This window comes from Delftia sp. S65 (assembly GCF_016516495.1).
Taxonomy (GTDB): domain Bacteria; phylum Pseudomonadota; class Gammaproteobacteria; order Burkholderiales; family Burkholderiaceae_C; genus Comamonas; species Comamonas acidovorans.
Genome location: NZ_JACVUR010000002.1, coordinates 294,198 through 309,796, shown reverse-complemented (window position 1 = coordinate 309,796; position 15,599 = coordinate 294,198). Strand labels below are relative to the sequence as shown.

Here is a 15,599-nt window from a genome sequence, read left to right as displayed (position 1 = left end):
TCGCAGGCTTACTTGGCCGGCGTGGACTTGCCGAATTTGGGCAGGTTGAACTGCGGCGGCACGCCCATGCGGGTGTTGATGATCCACTGCTGGGCAATGGACAGAATGTTGTTCGTCAGCCAATACAGCACCAGGCCGGCCGGGAAGAAGAAGAACATCACGCTGAAGACCAGGGGCATGATCCACATCATCTTGGCCTGCATCGGATCCGGCGGAGCGGGGTTCAGCGCGGTCTGCAGCAGCGAGGACAGGGTCATCAGCACGGGCAGGATGAACAGAGGATCCTTGGCCGACAGGTCGGTGATCCAGCCGATCCAGGGCGCGTTGCGGATTTCCACGCTGGACAGCAGCACCCAGTACAGCGCGATGAATACCGGGATCTGGATGATGATGGGCAGGCAGCCGCCCATGGGGTTGACCTTTTCCTCGCGGTAGATGCGCATCATCTCCTGCTGCATCTGCTGGGGCTTGTCCTTGAGGCGCTCACGCATTTCCATGATGCGCGGGTTGATGGCCTTCATCTTGGCCATCGAGGAGTAGGCCTTGGCATTGAGCCAGTAGAAGGCGATCTTCAGCAGCAGCACCAGGGCCACGATGGACCAGCCCCAGTTGCCCAGGAAGCCGTGCAGCTTGTCCAGCAACCAGTACAGCGGCTTGGCCAGGATGGTCAGCCAGCCATAGTCCTTGACCAGCTCCAGCCCGGGCGCCAGCGATTCCAGGCGCTTTTCGATCTGGGGACCGGCGAACAGGCGCGCTTCCACGCTCTTGCTCTGGCCAGGCTCGATGGTGCCCACCGGCGTGATCATGCCGACGGCGTAGAGGTTGTTGTCCACCTTGCGCAGGAAGTTGTCGCGCTGGATGCCTTCGGCCAGCAGCCAGGCGCTGGCGAAGTAATGCTGGACCATGGCCACGTAGCCGCCCGTGGACGACTTCTCGACGCTGGCCTTGCCGCTCTCGATGTCCTTGAACTCGACCTTCTGGTACTTCTTCTCGTCGGTGTAGACGGCCGGGCCCGTGAAGGTGGAGTACATGGTGGACTGTTCGCCTTCGGGCTTGTTGCCGTCGCGCACCAGTTGCAGGTACAGCTGCGGGCTCACGGCCGCCGTGCCGGTGTTCACCACTTCATGGCGCACGCCGATGTCATAGGCGCCGCGCTTGAGCGTCCAGATCTTGACCAGCTTCACGCCACCCATGTCGGGCGACTCGAAGCGCAGTTCCATCTGGTCCTCGCCGTCCTTGAGCTCGCGCGCGCCGGGCAGCGCGGTCATGGTCGTCTTGTGCGTGGGGAAACCGCCGCCGATCAGGCCCGACTGGCCCAGGTACACGCGGTGCACGCTCTCGTCGAACAGCACCACGGGCTTGTCCTTGTGCACGGAATCCGCGTACTTGAGCAGCTCGGCATGGCGCAGCGTGCCGCCCTGGCTGTCGAAAGTCAGGCGCAGCACGTCGGTGCTGATGGTGACGTTCTGGCGCGGGGCTGCCTCGGGCGCGGCGGCAGCGCCGCCAGGCACTTCGCCGGCACCGGCCGTTGCCGCAGCAGCCGCCGAGGGCACGCTGGCATCGCCGGGCGCCTTGCCCGTTTCAGGTGCCGGGGCCGTGGCAACGGCAGGCGCGGGGAAGAAAGTGGCCTTCTTGCCGCTGTGCACTTGCCATTTGTCCCATAGCAAGACCAGCGAAAAGCCAAATATCACCCACAGGATGGTGCGGCGAATATCGTTCATGAAGACTTCTTAGGTGAGGAAGGTTGGGTGTTTTCGGGCGCAGCCGTCAGGCTGGTGAACAGCCTGGGCTTTTGCTCTGGCACAGGGTCATGCCCCCCGTCACACCACGGATGACAGCGCGCCAGGCGGCGCAGCGTCAGGTAGGAGCCTACCGCAGCGCCGTGTTGCTCCAACGCTTCAAGGGAATAGGCCGAGCAGGTGGGCGTGAAGCGACAGGCCGAGCCCAGCCAGGGACTGAGCATCAGCCGATAGCCGCGCACCAGCGCCATCAGCAGCCGCTGCATCATGGCGCAACCCCGATGCTCTCGCCAGCGGCTGCGGCGCGTTCCTGTGCAGGCTGCGGCAGCTCGGGCGCAGGCTGCGACAGGCGTTTCGCCGCACAGGCGAACAACTGCTGCAGCTCGGCGCGCACGGCCTGCCGGAGCACATCAGAAGTGGCGCTCACGAACTGGCGCCGGTCAAAGCCCGAGCGCAGCCGCACTACATGGGCGCCTTGGAGCATCAGGGTCTCATGCTCGCTGCCCACGGCATAGATCTGCCGCTTGATGGTGTGTCGCGTCACCGAGCGGCGCGCCCAGCGCTTGGGCACCATGGCGCCCAGCCAGGCATCCTGGCGCACGGCGCCAACGCCGAACAGGGCCTGCGGGTCTTGCGACCCGGGCCCTGTCGGTGGCGCCATGGCGCCGCCCTGCTCCGTCAGAACGAGACGGTGCAGGGCGAAATGCGCGGTACGCGATACCGTACCGGCAGCCATGGCGGCCTGAAACTGCGGACGTGTTTTCAGCCGTTGCATGCCAGCACCCCGTTCAGGGGTTCAGTGCAGCGAGCAAACCGCCCAGCAATGGCTGGCCTTAGACGGCCAGACGCTTGCGGCCCTTGGCGCGGCGAGCGTTGATCACGGCGCGGCCGCCCTTGGTCTTCATGCGGACCAGAAAGCCGTGGGTGCGGGCGCGACGGGTCTTGGAGGGTTGGTAAGTACGTTTCATGTTGGTTCCTAGAGAAGGTTCAGTTTTGCACCGGTCCCGTATCCGGCACGCTACACGCAGTGCAGTCAGCAGCCGCCACAAAGGCAAACCGCCAGGCCACCTGCCAAAAATCTGCACGATGCACTTGCCATGTGCAGCCCAAGGAGCAACCCCGAGAGGTTTCGCCCAAGGCCGCCAGCGGCAGCATGCAGACCCGATGCAGACGGGCGGGACATATCACCCTGAACACATTCAGGGAAACCCGCGATTATCACAGCGTTGTCCACTTGATGCAATGCCCTTCGAACCCGAAGGATGCCTGCCCATTTTGCGACAAGGCGGAGGACAAGCTCCTGATATTTTGTGGATAACTTCCGCAAAAGCTACAATGGCAGCCTCGCAACAGTTCCTCCTATCCACAACTAGACTTCGACAATGACAGAGGAACCTACGAACGATGCAGGCCAGGGCCTGTGGCAAGTCTGCGTTGAGCAACTGGGGCAGGAAATGCCCGAACAGCAGTTCAACACCTGGATCAAGCCCCTGACCGCGCACGTCGCCGAAGACTTCTCCAAAGTCACCGTCTACGTGGCCAACCGCTTCAAGCTCGACTGGATCCGCGCCCAATATGCAGGCCGCATCTCGGCCATGCTGGAGTCGCTCTATGGCCAGCCGGTGACGCTTGAGTTGGCACTTGCTCAGCGGGAAAGCGTTGTGCGGACTTACGTCCGCCCCTCCTCCAGCGAGCGCTCGGCCCCGCCGGAAACCATTGTCACCTCGGTGCCCACGGTCACCAGCGAAGACGCGGCAGCGCCCGTCTTTCGCACGCGCCTGAACGCCGCGCTGACCTTCGAGACCCTGGTGGAAGGTACGGCCAACCGCATGGCACGCTCGGCCGCCATGCATGTGGCGGGCTCGCCCGGACACCTGTACAACCCGCTGTTCATCTACGGCGGCGTGGGCCTGGGCAAGACCCACCTGGTGCATGCCGTGGGCAACAAGCTGCTGGCCGACAAGCCCGACGCGAAAGTTCTCTACATCCACGCCGAGCAGTTCGTCTCGGATGTGGTCAAGGCCTACCAGCGCCGCACCTTTGACGAATTCAAGGAGCGTTACCACTCGCTGGATCTGCTGCTGATCGACGACGTGCAGTTCTTCGCCAACAAGGACCGCACGCAGGAGGAGTTCTTCAACGCCTTCGAGGCGCTGCTGGCCAAGAAGAGCCACATCGTGATGACCTCGGACACCTATCCCAAGGGTCTGGCGAACATCCACGAGCGGCTGGTATCGCGCTTCGACTCCGGGCTGACGGTGGCCATCGAGCCGCCCGAGCTGGAGATGCGCGTGGCCATCCTGATCAACAAGGCCCGCGCCGAGAACGCCGAGATGCCCGAGGAAGTCGCCTTCTTCGTGGCCAAGAACGTGCGCTCCAACGTGCGCGAGCTCGAAGGCGCGCTGCGCAAGATCCTGGCCTATTCGCGCTTCAACCAAAAGGAAGTCTCCATCCAGCTGGCCCGCGAGGCCCTGCGTGATCTGCTGTCCATCCAGAACCGCCAGATCAGTGTGGAGAACATCCAGAAGACGGTGGCCGACTACTACAAGATCAAGGTGGCCGACATGTACAGCAAGAAGCGCCCGGCCAGCATCGCCCGGCCGCGCCAGATTGCCATGTACCTGGCCAAGGAATTGACCCAGAAGAGCCTGCCCGAGATCGGCGAGCTGTTCGGCGGGCGCGACCACACCACCGTGCTGCACGCGGTGCGCAAGATCGCCGGCGAACGCCAGCAACTGACCGAGCTGAACCAGCAGCTGCACGTGCTGGAGCAAACTCTCAAAGGTTGATGAAAACTCCCCCGTTCTGGTCGTATGTACGCGGCAAAATGGGGGATTCGAGCGGCAAGAGGGGGCTCATTTGTGAGCCGCCGCTCCTACCGAGACCCGCATCCTTAAATCAGAGGTTGACATGATCGTCCTGAAAGCCACACAAGACAAAGTTCTCGCGGTCCTGCAATCGGTGTCCGGCATCGTCGAACGCCGCCACACGTTGCCCATCCTGGCCAACGTGCTGATCAAGAAGACCGGCAACGCATTGCAGCTGACCACCAGCGACCTGGAAATCCAGATCCGCACCACCGCCGAGCTCGGCGGCGACACCGGCGACTTCACCACCACCGTGGGCGCGCGCAAGCTGATCGACATCCTCAAGACCATGCCCGGCGACCAGACCGTGAGCCTGGAGACCCAGCAGGCCAAGATGGTGCTCAAGGGCGGCAAGAGCCGCTTCACGCTGCAGACCCTGCCGGCCGAGGACTTCCCGCTGGTGCAGGAGGCTGCGGCCTTCGGCCCTTCCTTCAGCGTGCCGCAGAAGGTGCTCAAGGACCTGCTGGGCCAGGTCTCCTTCGCCATGGCCGTGCAGGACATCCGCTACTATCTCAACGGCATCCTGTTCGTGGCCGAGGGCAAGCAGCTGTCCCTGGTGGCCACCGACGGCCACCGCCTGGCGTTTGCAAGCAGCCAGCTGGACGTGGAAGTGCCGAAGCAGGAAGTGATCCTGCCGCGCAAGACCGTGCTGGAACTGCAGCGCCTGCTGTCGGATGCCGGCGGCGAGAACCAGCCCCACATCGAGATGCAGTTCGCCAACAACCAGGCCAAGTTCACCTTTGGCGGCATGGAGTTCGTGACCAAGCTGGTCGAGGGCAAGTTCCCCGACTACAACCGTGTCATCCCGCGCAACCACACCAACAGCGTGACCCTGGGCCGCGCCCCGCTGCTGGCCAGCCTGCAGCGCACGGCCATCATGACCAGCGACAAGTTCAAGGGCGTGCGCCTGACGGTGGAGCCCGGCACCTTGCGCGTGGCGTCCAACAACGCCGAGCAGGAAGAGGCCACGGACGAGCTGGACATCGACTACGGTGGCGACACCATCGAGATCGGCTTCAACGTCACCTACCTGATCGACGCCCTGTCCAACATGAGCCAGGACATGATCAGGATCGACCTGCAGGACGGCAACAGCTCGGCCCTGCTGACCATCCCCGAGAACGACAGCTTCAAGTACGTCGTGATGCCCATGCGCATCTGACCGCGCGCCACACGACACCGATGCCTGACACATTGCGCAGCCCCTGCACCCGCCGCCCGGTGGCACAAGCCGGTGCACGGAGCGCAACCACCCTACCCGACTCGTAGCCCGCAGCGCGCGTCCCTACGCACCGCGCCAGCGGCCGAATCGAACATTTTCAAGCGAAGCGACAGCTTCCGACGGAACTACCCCAGGGCCTTCCATGACCGACGAGAACAAGCCAGAAAACCAGACCATTGCCCCCGAAGGCTCAGACTCCAGCGGCTATGGCGAAGGTGCGATCCAGATCCTCGAAGGCCTGGAGGCCGTGCGCAAGCGCCCCGGCATGTACATCGGCGATACCTCCGATGGCACGGGCCTGCACCACCTGGTCTTCGAAGTGGTGGACAACTCCATCGACGAAGCCCTGGCCGGCTACTGCGACGACATCCTGGTCACCATCCATGCCGATGGCTCCCTGTCCGTCATCGACAACGGCCGCGGCATCCCCACGCGCGTGAAGATGGACGACAAGCACGAGCCCAAGCGCTCGGCGGCCGAGATCGCCCTCACCGAACTGCACGCGGGCGGCAAGTTCAACCAGAACAGCTACAAGGTCTCGGGCGGCCTGCACGGCGTGGGCGTGTCCTGCGTGAACGCGCTGTCCATCTGGCTCAAGCTCAACGTGCGCCGCGACGGCGAGGTCTACGAAATCGACTTCTCGCGCGGCCACGTGCAGAACCGCCCGATCGAGATCGTGGACGGCGTCGAGGTCTCGCCCATGCGCGTGGTCGGCAAGAGCGACAAGCGCGGCACCAAGGTCCACTTCCTTCCCGACACGGAAATCTTCACGCAGAACCATGAGTTCCGCTACGAGATCCTGGCCAAGCGCCTGCGCGAACTCTCGTTCCTGAACAACGGCGTGCGCATCCGCCTCAAGGACGAGCGCGACGGCCGCGAAGACGACTTCTCCGGCGCCGGCGGCGTCATGGGCTTCGTGCAGTTCATCAACGCCAACAAGAAGGTGCTGCATCCCACGGCCTTCCACGCCAACGGCACGCGTCCTGCGGAAAGCTACGGCGGCATCCCCGGCACCGAGATCGGCGTCGAAGTCGCCATGCAGTGGAACGACAGCTATGCCGAACAGGTGCTGTGCTTCACCAACAACATCCCGCAACGCGACGGCGGCACCCACCTGACGGGCCTGCGCGCCGCCATGACGCGCGTGATCGGCAAGTACATCGAGCAGAACGAACTGGCCAAGAAGGCCAAGGTCGAGGTCAGCGGCGACGACATGCGCGAAGGCCTGTGCTGCGTGCTGTCCGTGAAGGTGCCCGAGCCCAAGTTCAGCAGCCAGACCAAGGACAAGCTGGTCTCCAGCGAAGTACGCGCGCCCGTGGAGGACATCGTCGCCAAGGCGCTGACCGACTACCTGGAGGAAAAGCCCAACGACGCCAAGATCCTGTGCAGCAAGATCGTCGATGCCGCGCGTGCCCGCGAAGCCGCGCGCAAGGCCCGCGAGATGACGCGCCGCAAGGGCGTGCTCGACGGCATGGGCCTGCCCGGCAAGCTGGCCGACTGCCAGGAAAAGGACCCGGCGCTGTGCGAGATCTACATCGTCGAGGGTGACTCCGCCGGCGGCTCCGCCAAGCAAGGTCGCGACCGCAAGTTCCAGGCCATCCTGCCGCTGCGCGGCAAGATCCTGAACGTGGAAAAGGCCCGCTACGAAAAGCTGCTGACCAGCAACGAAATCGTCACCCTGATCACGGCCCTGGGCACCGGCATCGGCAAGGCCACGGCCGAATCGGGCAAGAGCGGCAGCGACGACTTCGACCCCAACAAGCTGCGCTACCACCGCATCATCATCATGACCGACGCGGACGTGGACGGCGCCCACATCCGCACCCTGCTGCTGACCTTCTTCTACCGCCAGATGCCGGACCTGGTCGAGCGCGGCCACATCTACATCGCCCAGCCGCCGCTGTACAAGGTCAAGAACGGCAAGGAAGAGCTGTACATCAAGGACGGCCCCGCGCTCAACCAGTACCTGCTGCGCATCGCGCTGATGAACGCCAGCGTCAGCACCGGCGGTGCCAACCCGCGCACGCTGGACGGCGAGGAACTGGCCAAGCTGGCCAACATGCACCTGGCTGCCGAGACCGTCATCGACCGCCTGTCCAACTTCATGGATGCCGAGGCCCTGCGCGCCATCGCCGACGGCGTGCAGATCACGCTGGACAGCATCGAGGCGGCCCAGGCCTGCGCCCCCATCCTGGAGGCCAAGCTGCGCGAGTTGACCACCACGGGCGTGCCCGCCGAGGTCACGGCCGAAATCGACCCGGTCTCCGAAAAGCCCGTGCTGCGCATCAGCCGCCACCACCACGGCAACATCAAGAGCTCCATCCTCACCCAGGAGTTCGTGCGCAGCCACGACTACGCCGCGCTGGCCGACGAAGCCCAGAACTTCAACGGCCTGCTGGGCGAAGGCGCCAAGGTCACGCGTGGCGAGGGCGAAAAGGCCAAGAGCGACAAGGCCGGCGACTTCCGCCAGGCCATGCAATGGCTGCTGCACGAAGCCGAACGCACCACGGCCCGCCAGCGCTACAAGGGCTTGGGCGAAATGAACCCCGAGCAGCTGTGGGAAACCACCATGGACCCCACCGTGCGCAGCCTGCTGCAGGTGCAGATCGGCGACGCCATCGAGGCCGACCGCGTGTTCACCATGCTCATGGGCGATGAAGTGGAGCCACGCCGGGAATTCATCGAGACGAATGCGCTGCGGGCCGGGAATATCGACGTGTGATACTGTCGGGTGACAGAGAAAGTGAAAACTGTGCCAAGTTGGTGAAAAATCTCTGACACAGTTTTTCAAAAAGTGAGCCCGGAGCAATCCGGGCTCACTTTTTTTTCGTATATGTGCAACCTAAGCGCCATGAACTGCTGTAGCCGGTCGATGCACTGATAGTCACCACCACACCCCTCCACCGCTATCGCTTGCTTGGACATCAGTCTTGATGTACGATTTTCGTACGTTTAATGTTGATTTTTATGACGAGGTCTACAATGATTAATGAACTAGCAGCCAAGATCAAAGCAGCATTGGTGGCATTCTGGGATGAACGCGCCATTCCACCAGAAGAAGGGGCCGCAGCTACCGTCGATGATCTCATCGGCCCGGTCGAGTCTATGATTGCGGTTGAAGTACTGGTTGTCTTGGATAAGATCACTGGGGTTCAGCTGCCCAATTCCATCATCCAACCCGGCGGGTACAACACAAAGGATGAATTTGTCAACAAGCTCAGTGCTGCTGTACTAGCCCATGTAACGAAGAAGGCGAAGTTATGAAAAAGACTACGGCCGATGTGGATGAGCTAGACCGATTGCAGCTAGGTCAACGTCTTAGGGCTGCGCGAGAGTATGTCGGTCTTTCGCAGGAAGAAGTAGCCTTCGCTCTATCAATATCCCGGCCAGCCGTAGGCAACATTGAAGCAGGTGCAAGAAAAGTTGACGCGTTTGAACTAAGCAAACTGAGCGATTTGTACGGTAGAACAGTGGACTATTTTTTAACGGGGAACGCTCCGGCAGACAACACGCGCATCGCCTTCCTCGCACGCGCGACCCAAGGGCTGTCTGAAAGCGACTTAGATGAACTTGCCCGCTTTGCTTCATTCCTGAAGTATTCACCGAAATCTAAAAGGCGCGCTGTATGAAGGCCGATGACGAAGCCCTAATGGCCGCCGCACGTAGAGCAACCGAAGTTCTTGAGGAATTTGAAGTCAGGAAGCGCATTGATACGGGTTACACCCGGATAGATGCCGAGCTGATCGCGTCTGCCTCAGAAGTCATCGTAATGTATCGAAAATTCGAACGGCTGCTCGGCGGATTTTTACTCGAAGACGGGAACCCAGGAATCATCGTTAACTGGGATCGACCGCGCGGCCTTGTACACATGACCTGTGCTCATGAGCTCGGCCATTTCGCGCTTGGTCACGAGAGCACCTCAGACATAACCGTCGATGTTTCTAAGCAGGCCGCCCTAATTGAGCGCACCGCGAATCAATTTGCATACGCTCTACTAGCACCATCCTGGCTGGTTTCCCAAACAATGCGCCGTCAAAGCTGGGGCCGCGACAGTATCCGACGCCCATCGATCGTCTATCAGATGTCGTTGCGGTTGGGTATGAGCTACAAAGCAATGGTGTGGTCGCTCAATCGTCTGGGTCACCTCTCGCTTAATGATGCTCTTGGAATCGTCGATGTTCAGCCGAGCTCACTCAAGCGCGAACTCCTTGGCGGCACCACCCTCAGCAATCCACGCAGTGACGTGTGGATGCTGACAGAAACTGACCGTGACCGCATATTAGAACCAGGCATGAGTGACCAGATAGTCTTTGACTTACCTAATCATGCTAGCTCAGGGCATATCTGGTCGGTCGACGAGGCACAGAGCGAAGGCTTTCTGCTAAAACCATTTGTGCGAGATGCCCGCCTTATGCCAGCGCCTCGCGGCTCAGATGTTTTTGTTGGAGGTAATGGATCGACGCTCCGCTATGAGCTGACCACGCCTTCCGATATTGCAGCTCCTTGGGCTATAGAAAACGGTGAGGTCGAAAATTATGCTGCTGATGGAGACCTCGTTTTAAGGTTAAATTCACGTAGGAGAAAGATTTCGCTTAGCGAACGTGCGCCATGGCAGCCGGGGCGAATGCCAACTGGCCAACTTAGCCTGTTCGCGGAGTTCGAACGGGTTGAGGATGGTTTTTCGCAACCTGAGCGTGATCGGCGATTGGCAGGGATGCGACACGTCTAATGATTACCGCACAAATCGATTTTTCAGCACGAATGGGTGAAGCTCGAGACCAGGGCCAAAGGCCTACCTGTCTAATTTTCGCCGGCTCCGACTTGAATGCAGATTCAAAAGGTGTTGGACATTTAAGCACAGAATTTCTGTGCCACTACGCTGCGAAGCTAGCAGGGAATTGGCAACCGGGCCGCGGCTTCCAAATTGAACATGTCCTCGGTGCGCTTCGAACCCCAGGCCAGCCAATCGAGATACACTATCCGTATCAACCATACGGTCACGATACGCCACTAGTTGTTCCCAGTGGCGACTTCGAGCTGTTCAACTCACCAACTGCACGTCAGGCAGATCTGACTAGCGCTGAGATTGTAAGACAACTGAGCAATAATAAACCCGTTGGCTTGGTTGTTCAAGTATGTCAGTCACTCTTGGCACCAAAGGATGGAATCATTGAATTCGACCCTCTCGTCATTCCAGATCAGTATCATGCACTGATTGGTGTGGGACTCGGTATTGATTCGGGATCCGGAGATAATCATGTGTTATTGCGCAACTCATGGGGTCCATCTTGGGGCCATAGCGGGCATGCCTGGATGCCAACTGCGCTGCTGGATATTATTCTCGTAGACGGCTTTTTAATATAAATATGGCTACACTCTTTGATTCCCAAGATCGCATTGTTCCAACTTGGTTGGCGGCAGCACGGTACCTCAATACACAGCGACCCAGACAGGGGAAAAATCTTCTTTTGGAGATCTCGAATCCCCTGGAATTGACTGCTGAGGACCTCGCAGTGATGGGCCAAGTCGATCAGGCACTAGCGACGTCTGCACTTACGTTGAAAACAGTCGCTGGAACGATATTTCCAATAGCCATGTACAAAAAATATGGAAGACCCGGCTACTACGAAAAATACGCGGAAATGCTGCAGCGCGGCAAGGCTGCAAACACATGGGGCACCTATGCCCATCGGATGATTTCTCGACCAGGGAAGGAACCAGGCACAACAATTAATCCATTAGAGTACCTTGTAAACAAGCTAGCCAACGAAGGGCAGCCACAGAGAAAAGATGGTGTAAAGGCGCAGTATGTCTCAACGTATGAATTGAGTGTTGCAGATCCTCAAGAGGATTTGCAGCCCCAGCTAGAGGTTGGAGGCGAAATACCCACCTACAACCCAGCGCTTGACATGAAAAGATGGCTTGGCCTTCCATGCCTCTCGCACCTAAGCTTTAAACGCGTTCCACACGAAAATGGCTATGCGGTTGATCTAACAGCAATTTATAGATCACATCACTATTGCGCACGAGCGCTTGGTAATCTTCTAGGCCTTGCTCAATTACTTTCTTTCGTGGCGAGAGAGAGCCACCTCGAGGTGGGCATGCTCAGTTGTCTCTCGACTCACGCTGAACTCGACGTCAGTGAATGGGGTGGAGTTTCAAAGACAGACTCCATTCTTGGCGTTTAAATAACTCAGCAAAACCCTATTCAGAACAAATCAGCCTGCGACCCTATCTGATTTGGCTTCATTGCATCGCCATATATGCGATGCATGCCCTGCCGGAACTCTGTGACCCCCCCATAGCTTGGATGACGGACGCACTCTACCTCAATACCGAAGGTTGAAGCATAAGTTACGGCATCTTGTCCAATACAAACGATGCGACGAATTCCCAACCAGTTAATGAGCGCATTGTTGAGTTCAGTGACCTCAGATAACTCACGAGCAGCAAACCGCCGATTGGTCATTGGGTCATCGGGATCATGGGGATGGAGCGGGAAAACATTCCAAAGAAGAGGTGGTTGCTCTAGGCGCGCCAAAACTGTCCAAATTTCTGTCGCAGTGCGTTCGGCGATCGACGGCCCCTTAGTTGCTTTACATGGTGACGTGCCTGGGTAATGTGCTGCAATCAGGGGCAAGCGTGCCTCATCTGTTAACGCTAGACCTGTGCGCCGCCCTCCACGATAACCCAAATCGCGTCCCATCCATATCGTGTCTGTGCCAAGACTCTCGACAGCAGCAAGGTAGTCTCGTAGATTCTTTCGTCGCATCGCGGGTGCATTGGCTAGATCATGCACTTCACAGTGATCACTATAAGGATTGAAGACGCCGTGCAGTTGGATGCTCGCAAGAGCAGCGACAAATGTGCGTGGAGTCATACTTTAAATTCAGGTTTGAGAGGCAAAGTGACGCCGATCTCCCGCGAGCGTCGCGACTTTGTTTGCGGAGCGGACTCAGGTGGCAGATCTAAAGGAGCAAAGGTTACCGAGTGCATTTCCATATCGACAGTGACGACACCACTACCACTGTCACGCAGTTGGCGGAACACCTTGAAACCATCGAGGATGGCCCGTTCCCACTGCCAGAGAGGACAAACCGCTACTTCATAGCCTTCGACCATATCCTGCACTTGCTTTAATAGTCCGTACTCTAGCTTACCTATTTCTGTGTTTTCGTAGAAGTCGTGACGATCAGCGTGATTAAAAATCCAGGTTGCAATACCTTCTTCTATAATAGCAGCCCGAGCTCCATCCTCATTCTCATCAAGCTTCGGATCGCTTTTCCGCTTGATTTTCAATAGAGATCGAATCACTGGCGACCAACCTAAATGCGCTACGTAAGCGAGATGAAATACATCGTGAAATCGGTAGCCGTCCAACTCTGTTCGGTTATCGGTTAAGCGGTCACCGATGTTGACATTTCGGATTTGCTGGATGACATAAGGGCGCTCATTATCTTGCCCTTCATTGTAAAAACGTTCGATAAAGGAAACCTCGAACCTGCGCTCGAATTTTTCGTGCGATGGTGATTTCTCGTCAAATGGGGGGATATATTGCGTTCCCGCCTTAGGCCAGCGTGATTCAAATTTCTCAAGATTGGTAGTAGCTATATCAGCAAATTTTAGTTCGAACATCCATCCTACAGTTACTAGGTCTGCCAACAGCTTGGCAAGCAACTCCAAAGAGGATGAGTTCGAGAGTTGAGGAGAACTTGTAATGCTCATCAGCTGACCGGCATGGATCCCAAAATCCGATAGCTGTTGAGTACGATCAAGCGATGGAAGCTGCTCGTGGCACATCGCGTAAACGCCATCAAATCGCAAGAAAGTAATTTGCTCAACAGGCTGCGAACTAGAGATGGAAAAACGGCGTTGCAATTCATTAAACCCTGCCATTCCGACGCTGGAAAGCGAGTGTCCGTACTCAACGGAGACAGCCGTCAAATACCAAAAGCAATCTCCTAACTCCTCTCGAACGATTGCTTGCTGAGCAGCTCCAATGTCACGATAAGATTTTTTCACCGCTGCAAGCAAACCACCAACTTCTCCGAATAGGCCAAATCTTAGTTGACTGAGCGCTTCAGGCTTACCCTTAAATTGATTCGCAGCATCAGCTCGCTCCTGATACTCTTGAAGTGACATAGGGGACTTGCCATTACTCACGCTTCCAGCATTTTTCATATTGTCGTCCTCATACAATCTTCTGCATCAAGACTGTGCCATAGATCGTTTTCCGATTGCAATTCATGCTTTAAGACTCTTGCGCATGCAATGATGGTCTGACGATCCCCCATGCTTGCCCCCATGCTTAGAGCGCGGTCGCGTACGCGTACCGTCACGTCGTAGTGCGGATAAGCAGCGCTTGCCTGAAACCAGGCCTGCCGCAACCCCAGTTGGCGCGCGAACGCATGCAACTCAGGGAGGTTGTCAGCTACCAGGTGGCACCAGAGCTTCCCACGCCAAGGGATCAGCTCGTCATCAACATAGACGGCCATACTTGCCCTCATGCAAATTTAATTGCATAATTTTATGCAAAATGAATCAAAAACGCAAGCCCATTATTGATCCAAAGGTTCTTGGTTTAGAGCTTCGCAACCGGCGGAAGTCCCTCAGAAGAACTCTGACAGAAATCTCTGCACTCACCGCGGTAAACGTAGGCCAGTTGTCACGTCTCGAGAACGGCCACATGAAAAGGGAAGGAGGAAATTTGCAAAAATTTCTTCTAATTTTGCAAGAACTTGAGGAGGCTGAGCGACCACCGACAACACCTAGTCTTATTGAACGGTTTGAGGCGATCGTTGAGCGTTCTAAGCGTCACGCCGATGCTGCTAAGGCGTTCATCGACGCACTAGAGCAGCTTATGTGACACAGTTGGTAATTATTTCCCTATGCGCACAACCTAGCATTTTGAGAAAAATGTGTGAGTTGTAGAAAGTCCCATCGGGTCGGGAGCGCTGCTAGCCCAGAATCCCACGGCGGATGTTGCACAGCAGAAATGCCTCAAAAAGCTAGGGCGGTACGAAGCCATCTCGCTGGAAAACGCGAATCAGTGCGATAGAAATATATCACTAAGTGCTTGTTTTTATTGATTATTTTGACTTTTCTTGACCGCTCGATTACGCTCACAGCCAATCCAGTGCCCCATCTGAGTCATCGTGAGTCCCTTCTCTCGCCTGCTGCATGAATTACGCCAAAGACACGATCTGAGGCAGAACGCGCTTGCCGAAAAAATGGGCTACGACAAGACCTACATCTCAGCTGTCGAGGTGGGTCTGAAGGGGCCTCCAACGCCGGAATTCATAGACAGACTGGTCCGCGCCCTGTCGCTGAGCGAAGCAGAACGCCAGCACCTCCATGAGGCCGCCGATGCATCTCGGCGCAAAGTGGTCGTGAACAGCGACATCCCGGAAGATGCCTACTGGCTACTCAAGGAGTTGCGGGAGCGGCTGCACAAGCTATCGCCCACGCAGATACGCGTCATCCGTGACGTGCTCAGCCTACCTATAGAAGGGCAAGCGGTTGCCTGCACCGCAGATGCATGCGGCGCCCGCCAGCGTCCTCATGCCAAACAGGAGGCCACCATGTGATCGCGCAATAAAAAACGGGACAGCCTTTCGGACCGTCCCGCTGGGTGAAGCATCTTTCGATACGTCGTTTTGCACCGCAAGTATCCCCAGCTGCCCTCCCAGCGTCAAGGCACCCCCCAATCTCCATCCCCGTGTGACACCGGTTCATGACCCGGTGCGGGCATCTTTTTGCCCAAAAACGCGG

Annotated in this window: 17 protein-coding genes; 10 read left to right on the top strand and 7 right to left on the bottom strand. The window is 58.1% G+C overall.

Features of this window, described 5'->3' with window-relative positions:
* Nucleotides 1–8: 8 nt before the first annotated feature.
* The 4 genes from yidC to rpmH are packed head-to-tail and all read right to left on the bottom strand — an operon-like array spanning nucleotide 9 to nucleotide 2,707.
* Nucleotides 9–1,721 carry a membrane protein insertase YidC gene (gene yidC / locus IAE24_RS03340; protein ID WP_013804811.1) on the bottom strand — a complete coding sequence of 571 codons (1,713 nt, stop codon included), beginning with the start codon at nucleotides 1,719–1,721 and terminating at the stop codon, nucleotides 9–11.
* On the bottom strand, nucleotides 1,718–2,008 hold the full coding sequence (yidD, locus tag IAE24_RS03335) for a membrane protein insertion efficiency factor YidD (RefSeq protein ID WP_012207854.1): 291 nt from the start codon (nucleotides 2,006–2,008) through the stop codon (nucleotides 1,718–1,720). Before yidD ends, yidC begins: the two co-directional genes overlap by 4 nt.
* The gene (locus IAE24_RS03330; RefSeq protein WP_199958591.1) at nucleotides 2,005–2,514 is read right to left on the bottom strand and encodes a ribonuclease P protein component; all 510 of its coding nucleotides are present in this window, start codon (nucleotides 2,512–2,514) and stop codon (nucleotides 2,005–2,007) included. The genes yidD and IAE24_RS03330 overlap by 4 nt, the downstream gene beginning before the upstream one ends.
* A 58-nt stretch (nucleotides 2,515–2,572) precedes the next feature.
* On the bottom strand, nucleotides 2,573–2,707 hold the full coding sequence (gene rpmH / locus IAE24_RS03325) for a 50S ribosomal protein L34 (protein ID WP_012207856.1): 135 nt from the start codon (nucleotides 2,705–2,707) through the stop codon (nucleotides 2,573–2,575).
* A gap of 414 nt (nucleotides 2,708–3,121) precedes the next feature.
* On the opposite strand from rpmH, the gene dnaA reads away from it, so the two are divergent.
* The 8 genes from dnaA to IAE24_RS03285 all read left to right on the top strand — a co-directional run bounded on the left by dnaA (nucleotide 3,122) and on the right by IAE24_RS03285 (nucleotide 12,016).
* Nucleotides 3,122–4,528: a chromosomal replication initiator protein DnaA gene (gene dnaA, locus IAE24_RS03320; protein WP_012201941.1), complete on the top strand. Its 1,407-nt coding sequence runs from the start codon at nucleotides 3,122–3,124 to the stop codon at nucleotides 4,526–4,528.
* Nucleotides 4,529–4,649: 121 nt separating this feature from the next.
* The gene (gene dnaN / locus IAE24_RS03315; RefSeq protein WP_199958593.1) at nucleotides 4,650–5,768 is read left to right on the top strand and encodes a DNA polymerase III subunit beta; all 1,119 of its coding nucleotides are present in this window, start codon (nucleotides 4,650–4,652) and stop codon (nucleotides 5,766–5,768) included.
* 202 nt (nucleotides 5,769–5,970) lie between these two features.
* The gene (gene gyrB, locus IAE24_RS03310) at nucleotides 5,971–8,550 is read left to right on the top strand and encodes a DNA topoisomerase (ATP-hydrolyzing) subunit B (protein WP_012201943.1); all 2,580 of its coding nucleotides are present in this window, start codon (nucleotides 5,971–5,973) and stop codon (nucleotides 8,548–8,550) included.
* Between the two features lie 260 nt (nucleotides 8,551–8,810).
* On the top strand, nucleotides 8,811–9,092 hold the full coding sequence (locus tag IAE24_RS03305; RefSeq protein WP_199958595.1) for a hypothetical protein: 282 nt from the start codon (nucleotides 8,811–8,813) through the stop codon (nucleotides 9,090–9,092).
* On the top strand, nucleotides 9,089–9,457 hold the full coding sequence (locus IAE24_RS03300; RefSeq protein ID WP_199958599.1) for a helix-turn-helix domain-containing protein: 369 nt from the start codon (nucleotides 9,089–9,091) through the stop codon (nucleotides 9,455–9,457). The genes IAE24_RS03305 and IAE24_RS03300 overlap by 4 nt, the downstream gene beginning before the upstream one ends.
* Nucleotides 9,454–10,557, top strand: a complete 1,104-nt coding sequence (locus IAE24_RS03295; RefSeq protein ID WP_199958602.1) for an ImmA/IrrE family metallo-endopeptidase — start codon at nucleotides 9,454–9,456, stop codon at nucleotides 10,555–10,557. Before IAE24_RS03300 ends, IAE24_RS03295 begins: the two co-directional genes overlap by 4 nt.
* Nucleotides 10,557–11,192, top strand: a complete 636-nt coding sequence (locus IAE24_RS03290) for a C1 family peptidase (RefSeq protein ID WP_199958604.1) — start codon at nucleotides 10,557–10,559, stop codon at nucleotides 11,190–11,192. The genes IAE24_RS03295 and IAE24_RS03290 overlap by 1 nt, the downstream gene beginning before the upstream one ends.
* 104 nt (nucleotides 11,193–11,296) lie before the next feature.
* The gene (locus IAE24_RS03285; protein WP_199958606.1) at nucleotides 11,297–12,016 is read left to right on the top strand and encodes a hypothetical protein; all 720 of its coding nucleotides are present in this window, start codon (nucleotides 11,297–11,299) and stop codon (nucleotides 12,014–12,016) included.
* Nucleotides 12,017–12,036: 20 nt separating this feature from the next.
* Here IAE24_RS03285 and IAE24_RS03280 read toward each other — a convergent pair whose 3' ends face one another.
* The 3 genes from IAE24_RS03280 to IAE24_RS03270 are packed head-to-tail and all read right to left on the bottom strand — an operon-like array spanning nucleotide 12,037 to nucleotide 14,323.
* The gene (locus IAE24_RS03280) at nucleotides 12,037–12,708 is read right to left on the bottom strand and encodes a uracil-DNA glycosylase (protein WP_199958607.1); all 672 of its coding nucleotides are present in this window, start codon (nucleotides 12,706–12,708) and stop codon (nucleotides 12,037–12,039) included.
* The gene (locus tag IAE24_RS03275) at nucleotides 12,705–14,009 is read right to left on the bottom strand and encodes a nucleoside triphosphate pyrophosphohydrolase family protein (protein ID WP_233626073.1); all 1,305 of its coding nucleotides are present in this window, start codon (nucleotides 14,007–14,009) and stop codon (nucleotides 12,705–12,707) included. The genes IAE24_RS03280 and IAE24_RS03275 overlap by 4 nt, the downstream gene beginning before the upstream one ends.
* On the bottom strand, nucleotides 14,006–14,323 hold the full coding sequence (locus IAE24_RS03270; RefSeq protein WP_199958610.1) for a DUF4031 domain-containing protein: 318 nt from the start codon (nucleotides 14,321–14,323) through the stop codon (nucleotides 14,006–14,008). Before IAE24_RS03270 ends, IAE24_RS03275 begins: the two co-directional genes overlap by 4 nt.
* A gap of 41 nt (nucleotides 14,324–14,364) precedes the next feature.
* On the opposite strand from IAE24_RS03270, the gene IAE24_RS03265 reads away from it, so the two are divergent.
* Both IAE24_RS03265 and IAE24_RS03260 read left to right on the top strand, forming a co-directional pair.
* Nucleotides 14,365–14,694, top strand: coding sequence for a hypothetical protein (locus IAE24_RS03265; protein WP_199958612.1), 330 nt, complete (start codon nucleotides 14,365–14,367; stop codon nucleotides 14,692–14,694).
* Nucleotides 14,695–14,983: 289 nt separating this feature from the next.
* Nucleotides 14,984–15,415 (top strand): helix-turn-helix domain-containing protein, encoded by a 432-nt coding sequence (locus IAE24_RS03260; RefSeq protein WP_199958614.1) that lies wholly within the window; start codon nucleotides 14,984–14,986, stop codon nucleotides 15,413–15,415.
* The last annotated feature ends 184 nt before the right edge of the window (nucleotides 15,416–15,599 follow it).

What these genes read in the sequence shown, in the direction of transcription:
- yidC (WP_013804811.1), bottom strand. Translation starts at nt 1,721, where the DNA reads ATGAACGATATTCGCCGCACCATCCTGTGGGTGATATTTGGCTTTTCG.
- yidD (WP_012207854.1), bottom strand. Translation starts at nt 2,008, where the DNA reads ATGATGCAGCGGCTGCTGATGGCGCTGGTGCGCGGCTATCGGCTGATG.
- IAE24_RS03330 (WP_199958591.1), bottom strand. Translation starts at nt 2,514, where the DNA reads ATGCAACGGCTGAAAACACGTCCGCAGTTTCAGGCCGCCATGGCTGCC.
- rpmH (WP_012207856.1), bottom strand. Translation starts at nt 2,707, where the DNA reads ATGAAACGTACTTACCAACCCTCCAAGACCCGTCGCGCCCGCACCCAC.
- dnaA (WP_012201941.1), top strand. Translation starts at nt 3,122, where the DNA reads ATGACAGAGGAACCTACGAACGATGCAGGCCAGGGCCTGTGGCAAGTC.
- dnaN (WP_199958593.1), top strand. Translation starts at nt 4,650, where the DNA reads ATGATCGTCCTGAAAGCCACACAAGACAAAGTTCTCGCGGTCCTGCAA.
- gyrB (WP_012201943.1), top strand. Translation starts at nt 5,971, where the DNA reads ATGACCGACGAGAACAAGCCAGAAAACCAGACCATTGCCCCCGAAGGC.
- IAE24_RS03305 (WP_199958595.1), top strand. Translation starts at nt 8,811, where the DNA reads ATGATTAATGAACTAGCAGCCAAGATCAAAGCAGCATTGGTGGCATTC.
- IAE24_RS03300 (WP_199958599.1), top strand. Translation starts at nt 9,089, where the DNA reads ATGAAAAAGACTACGGCCGATGTGGATGAGCTAGACCGATTGCAGCTA.
- IAE24_RS03295 (WP_199958602.1), top strand. Translation starts at nt 9,454, where the DNA reads ATGAAGGCCGATGACGAAGCCCTAATGGCCGCCGCACGTAGAGCAACC.
- IAE24_RS03290 (WP_199958604.1), top strand. Translation starts at nt 10,557, where the DNA reads ATGATTACCGCACAAATCGATTTTTCAGCACGAATGGGTGAAGCTCGA.
- IAE24_RS03280 (WP_199958607.1), bottom strand. Translation starts at nt 12,708, where the DNA reads ATGACTCCACGCACATTTGTCGCTGCTCTTGCGAGCATCCAACTGCAC.
- IAE24_RS03275 (WP_233626073.1), bottom strand. Translation starts at nt 14,009, where the DNA reads ATGAAAAATGCTGGAAGCGTGAGTAATGGCAAGTCCCCTATGTCACTT.
- IAE24_RS03270 (WP_199958610.1), bottom strand. Translation starts at nt 14,323, where the DNA reads ATGGCCGTCTATGTTGATGACGAGCTGATCCCTTGGCGTGGGAAGCTC.
- IAE24_RS03265 (WP_199958612.1), top strand. Translation starts at nt 14,365, where the DNA reads ATGAATCAAAAACGCAAGCCCATTATTGATCCAAAGGTTCTTGGTTTA.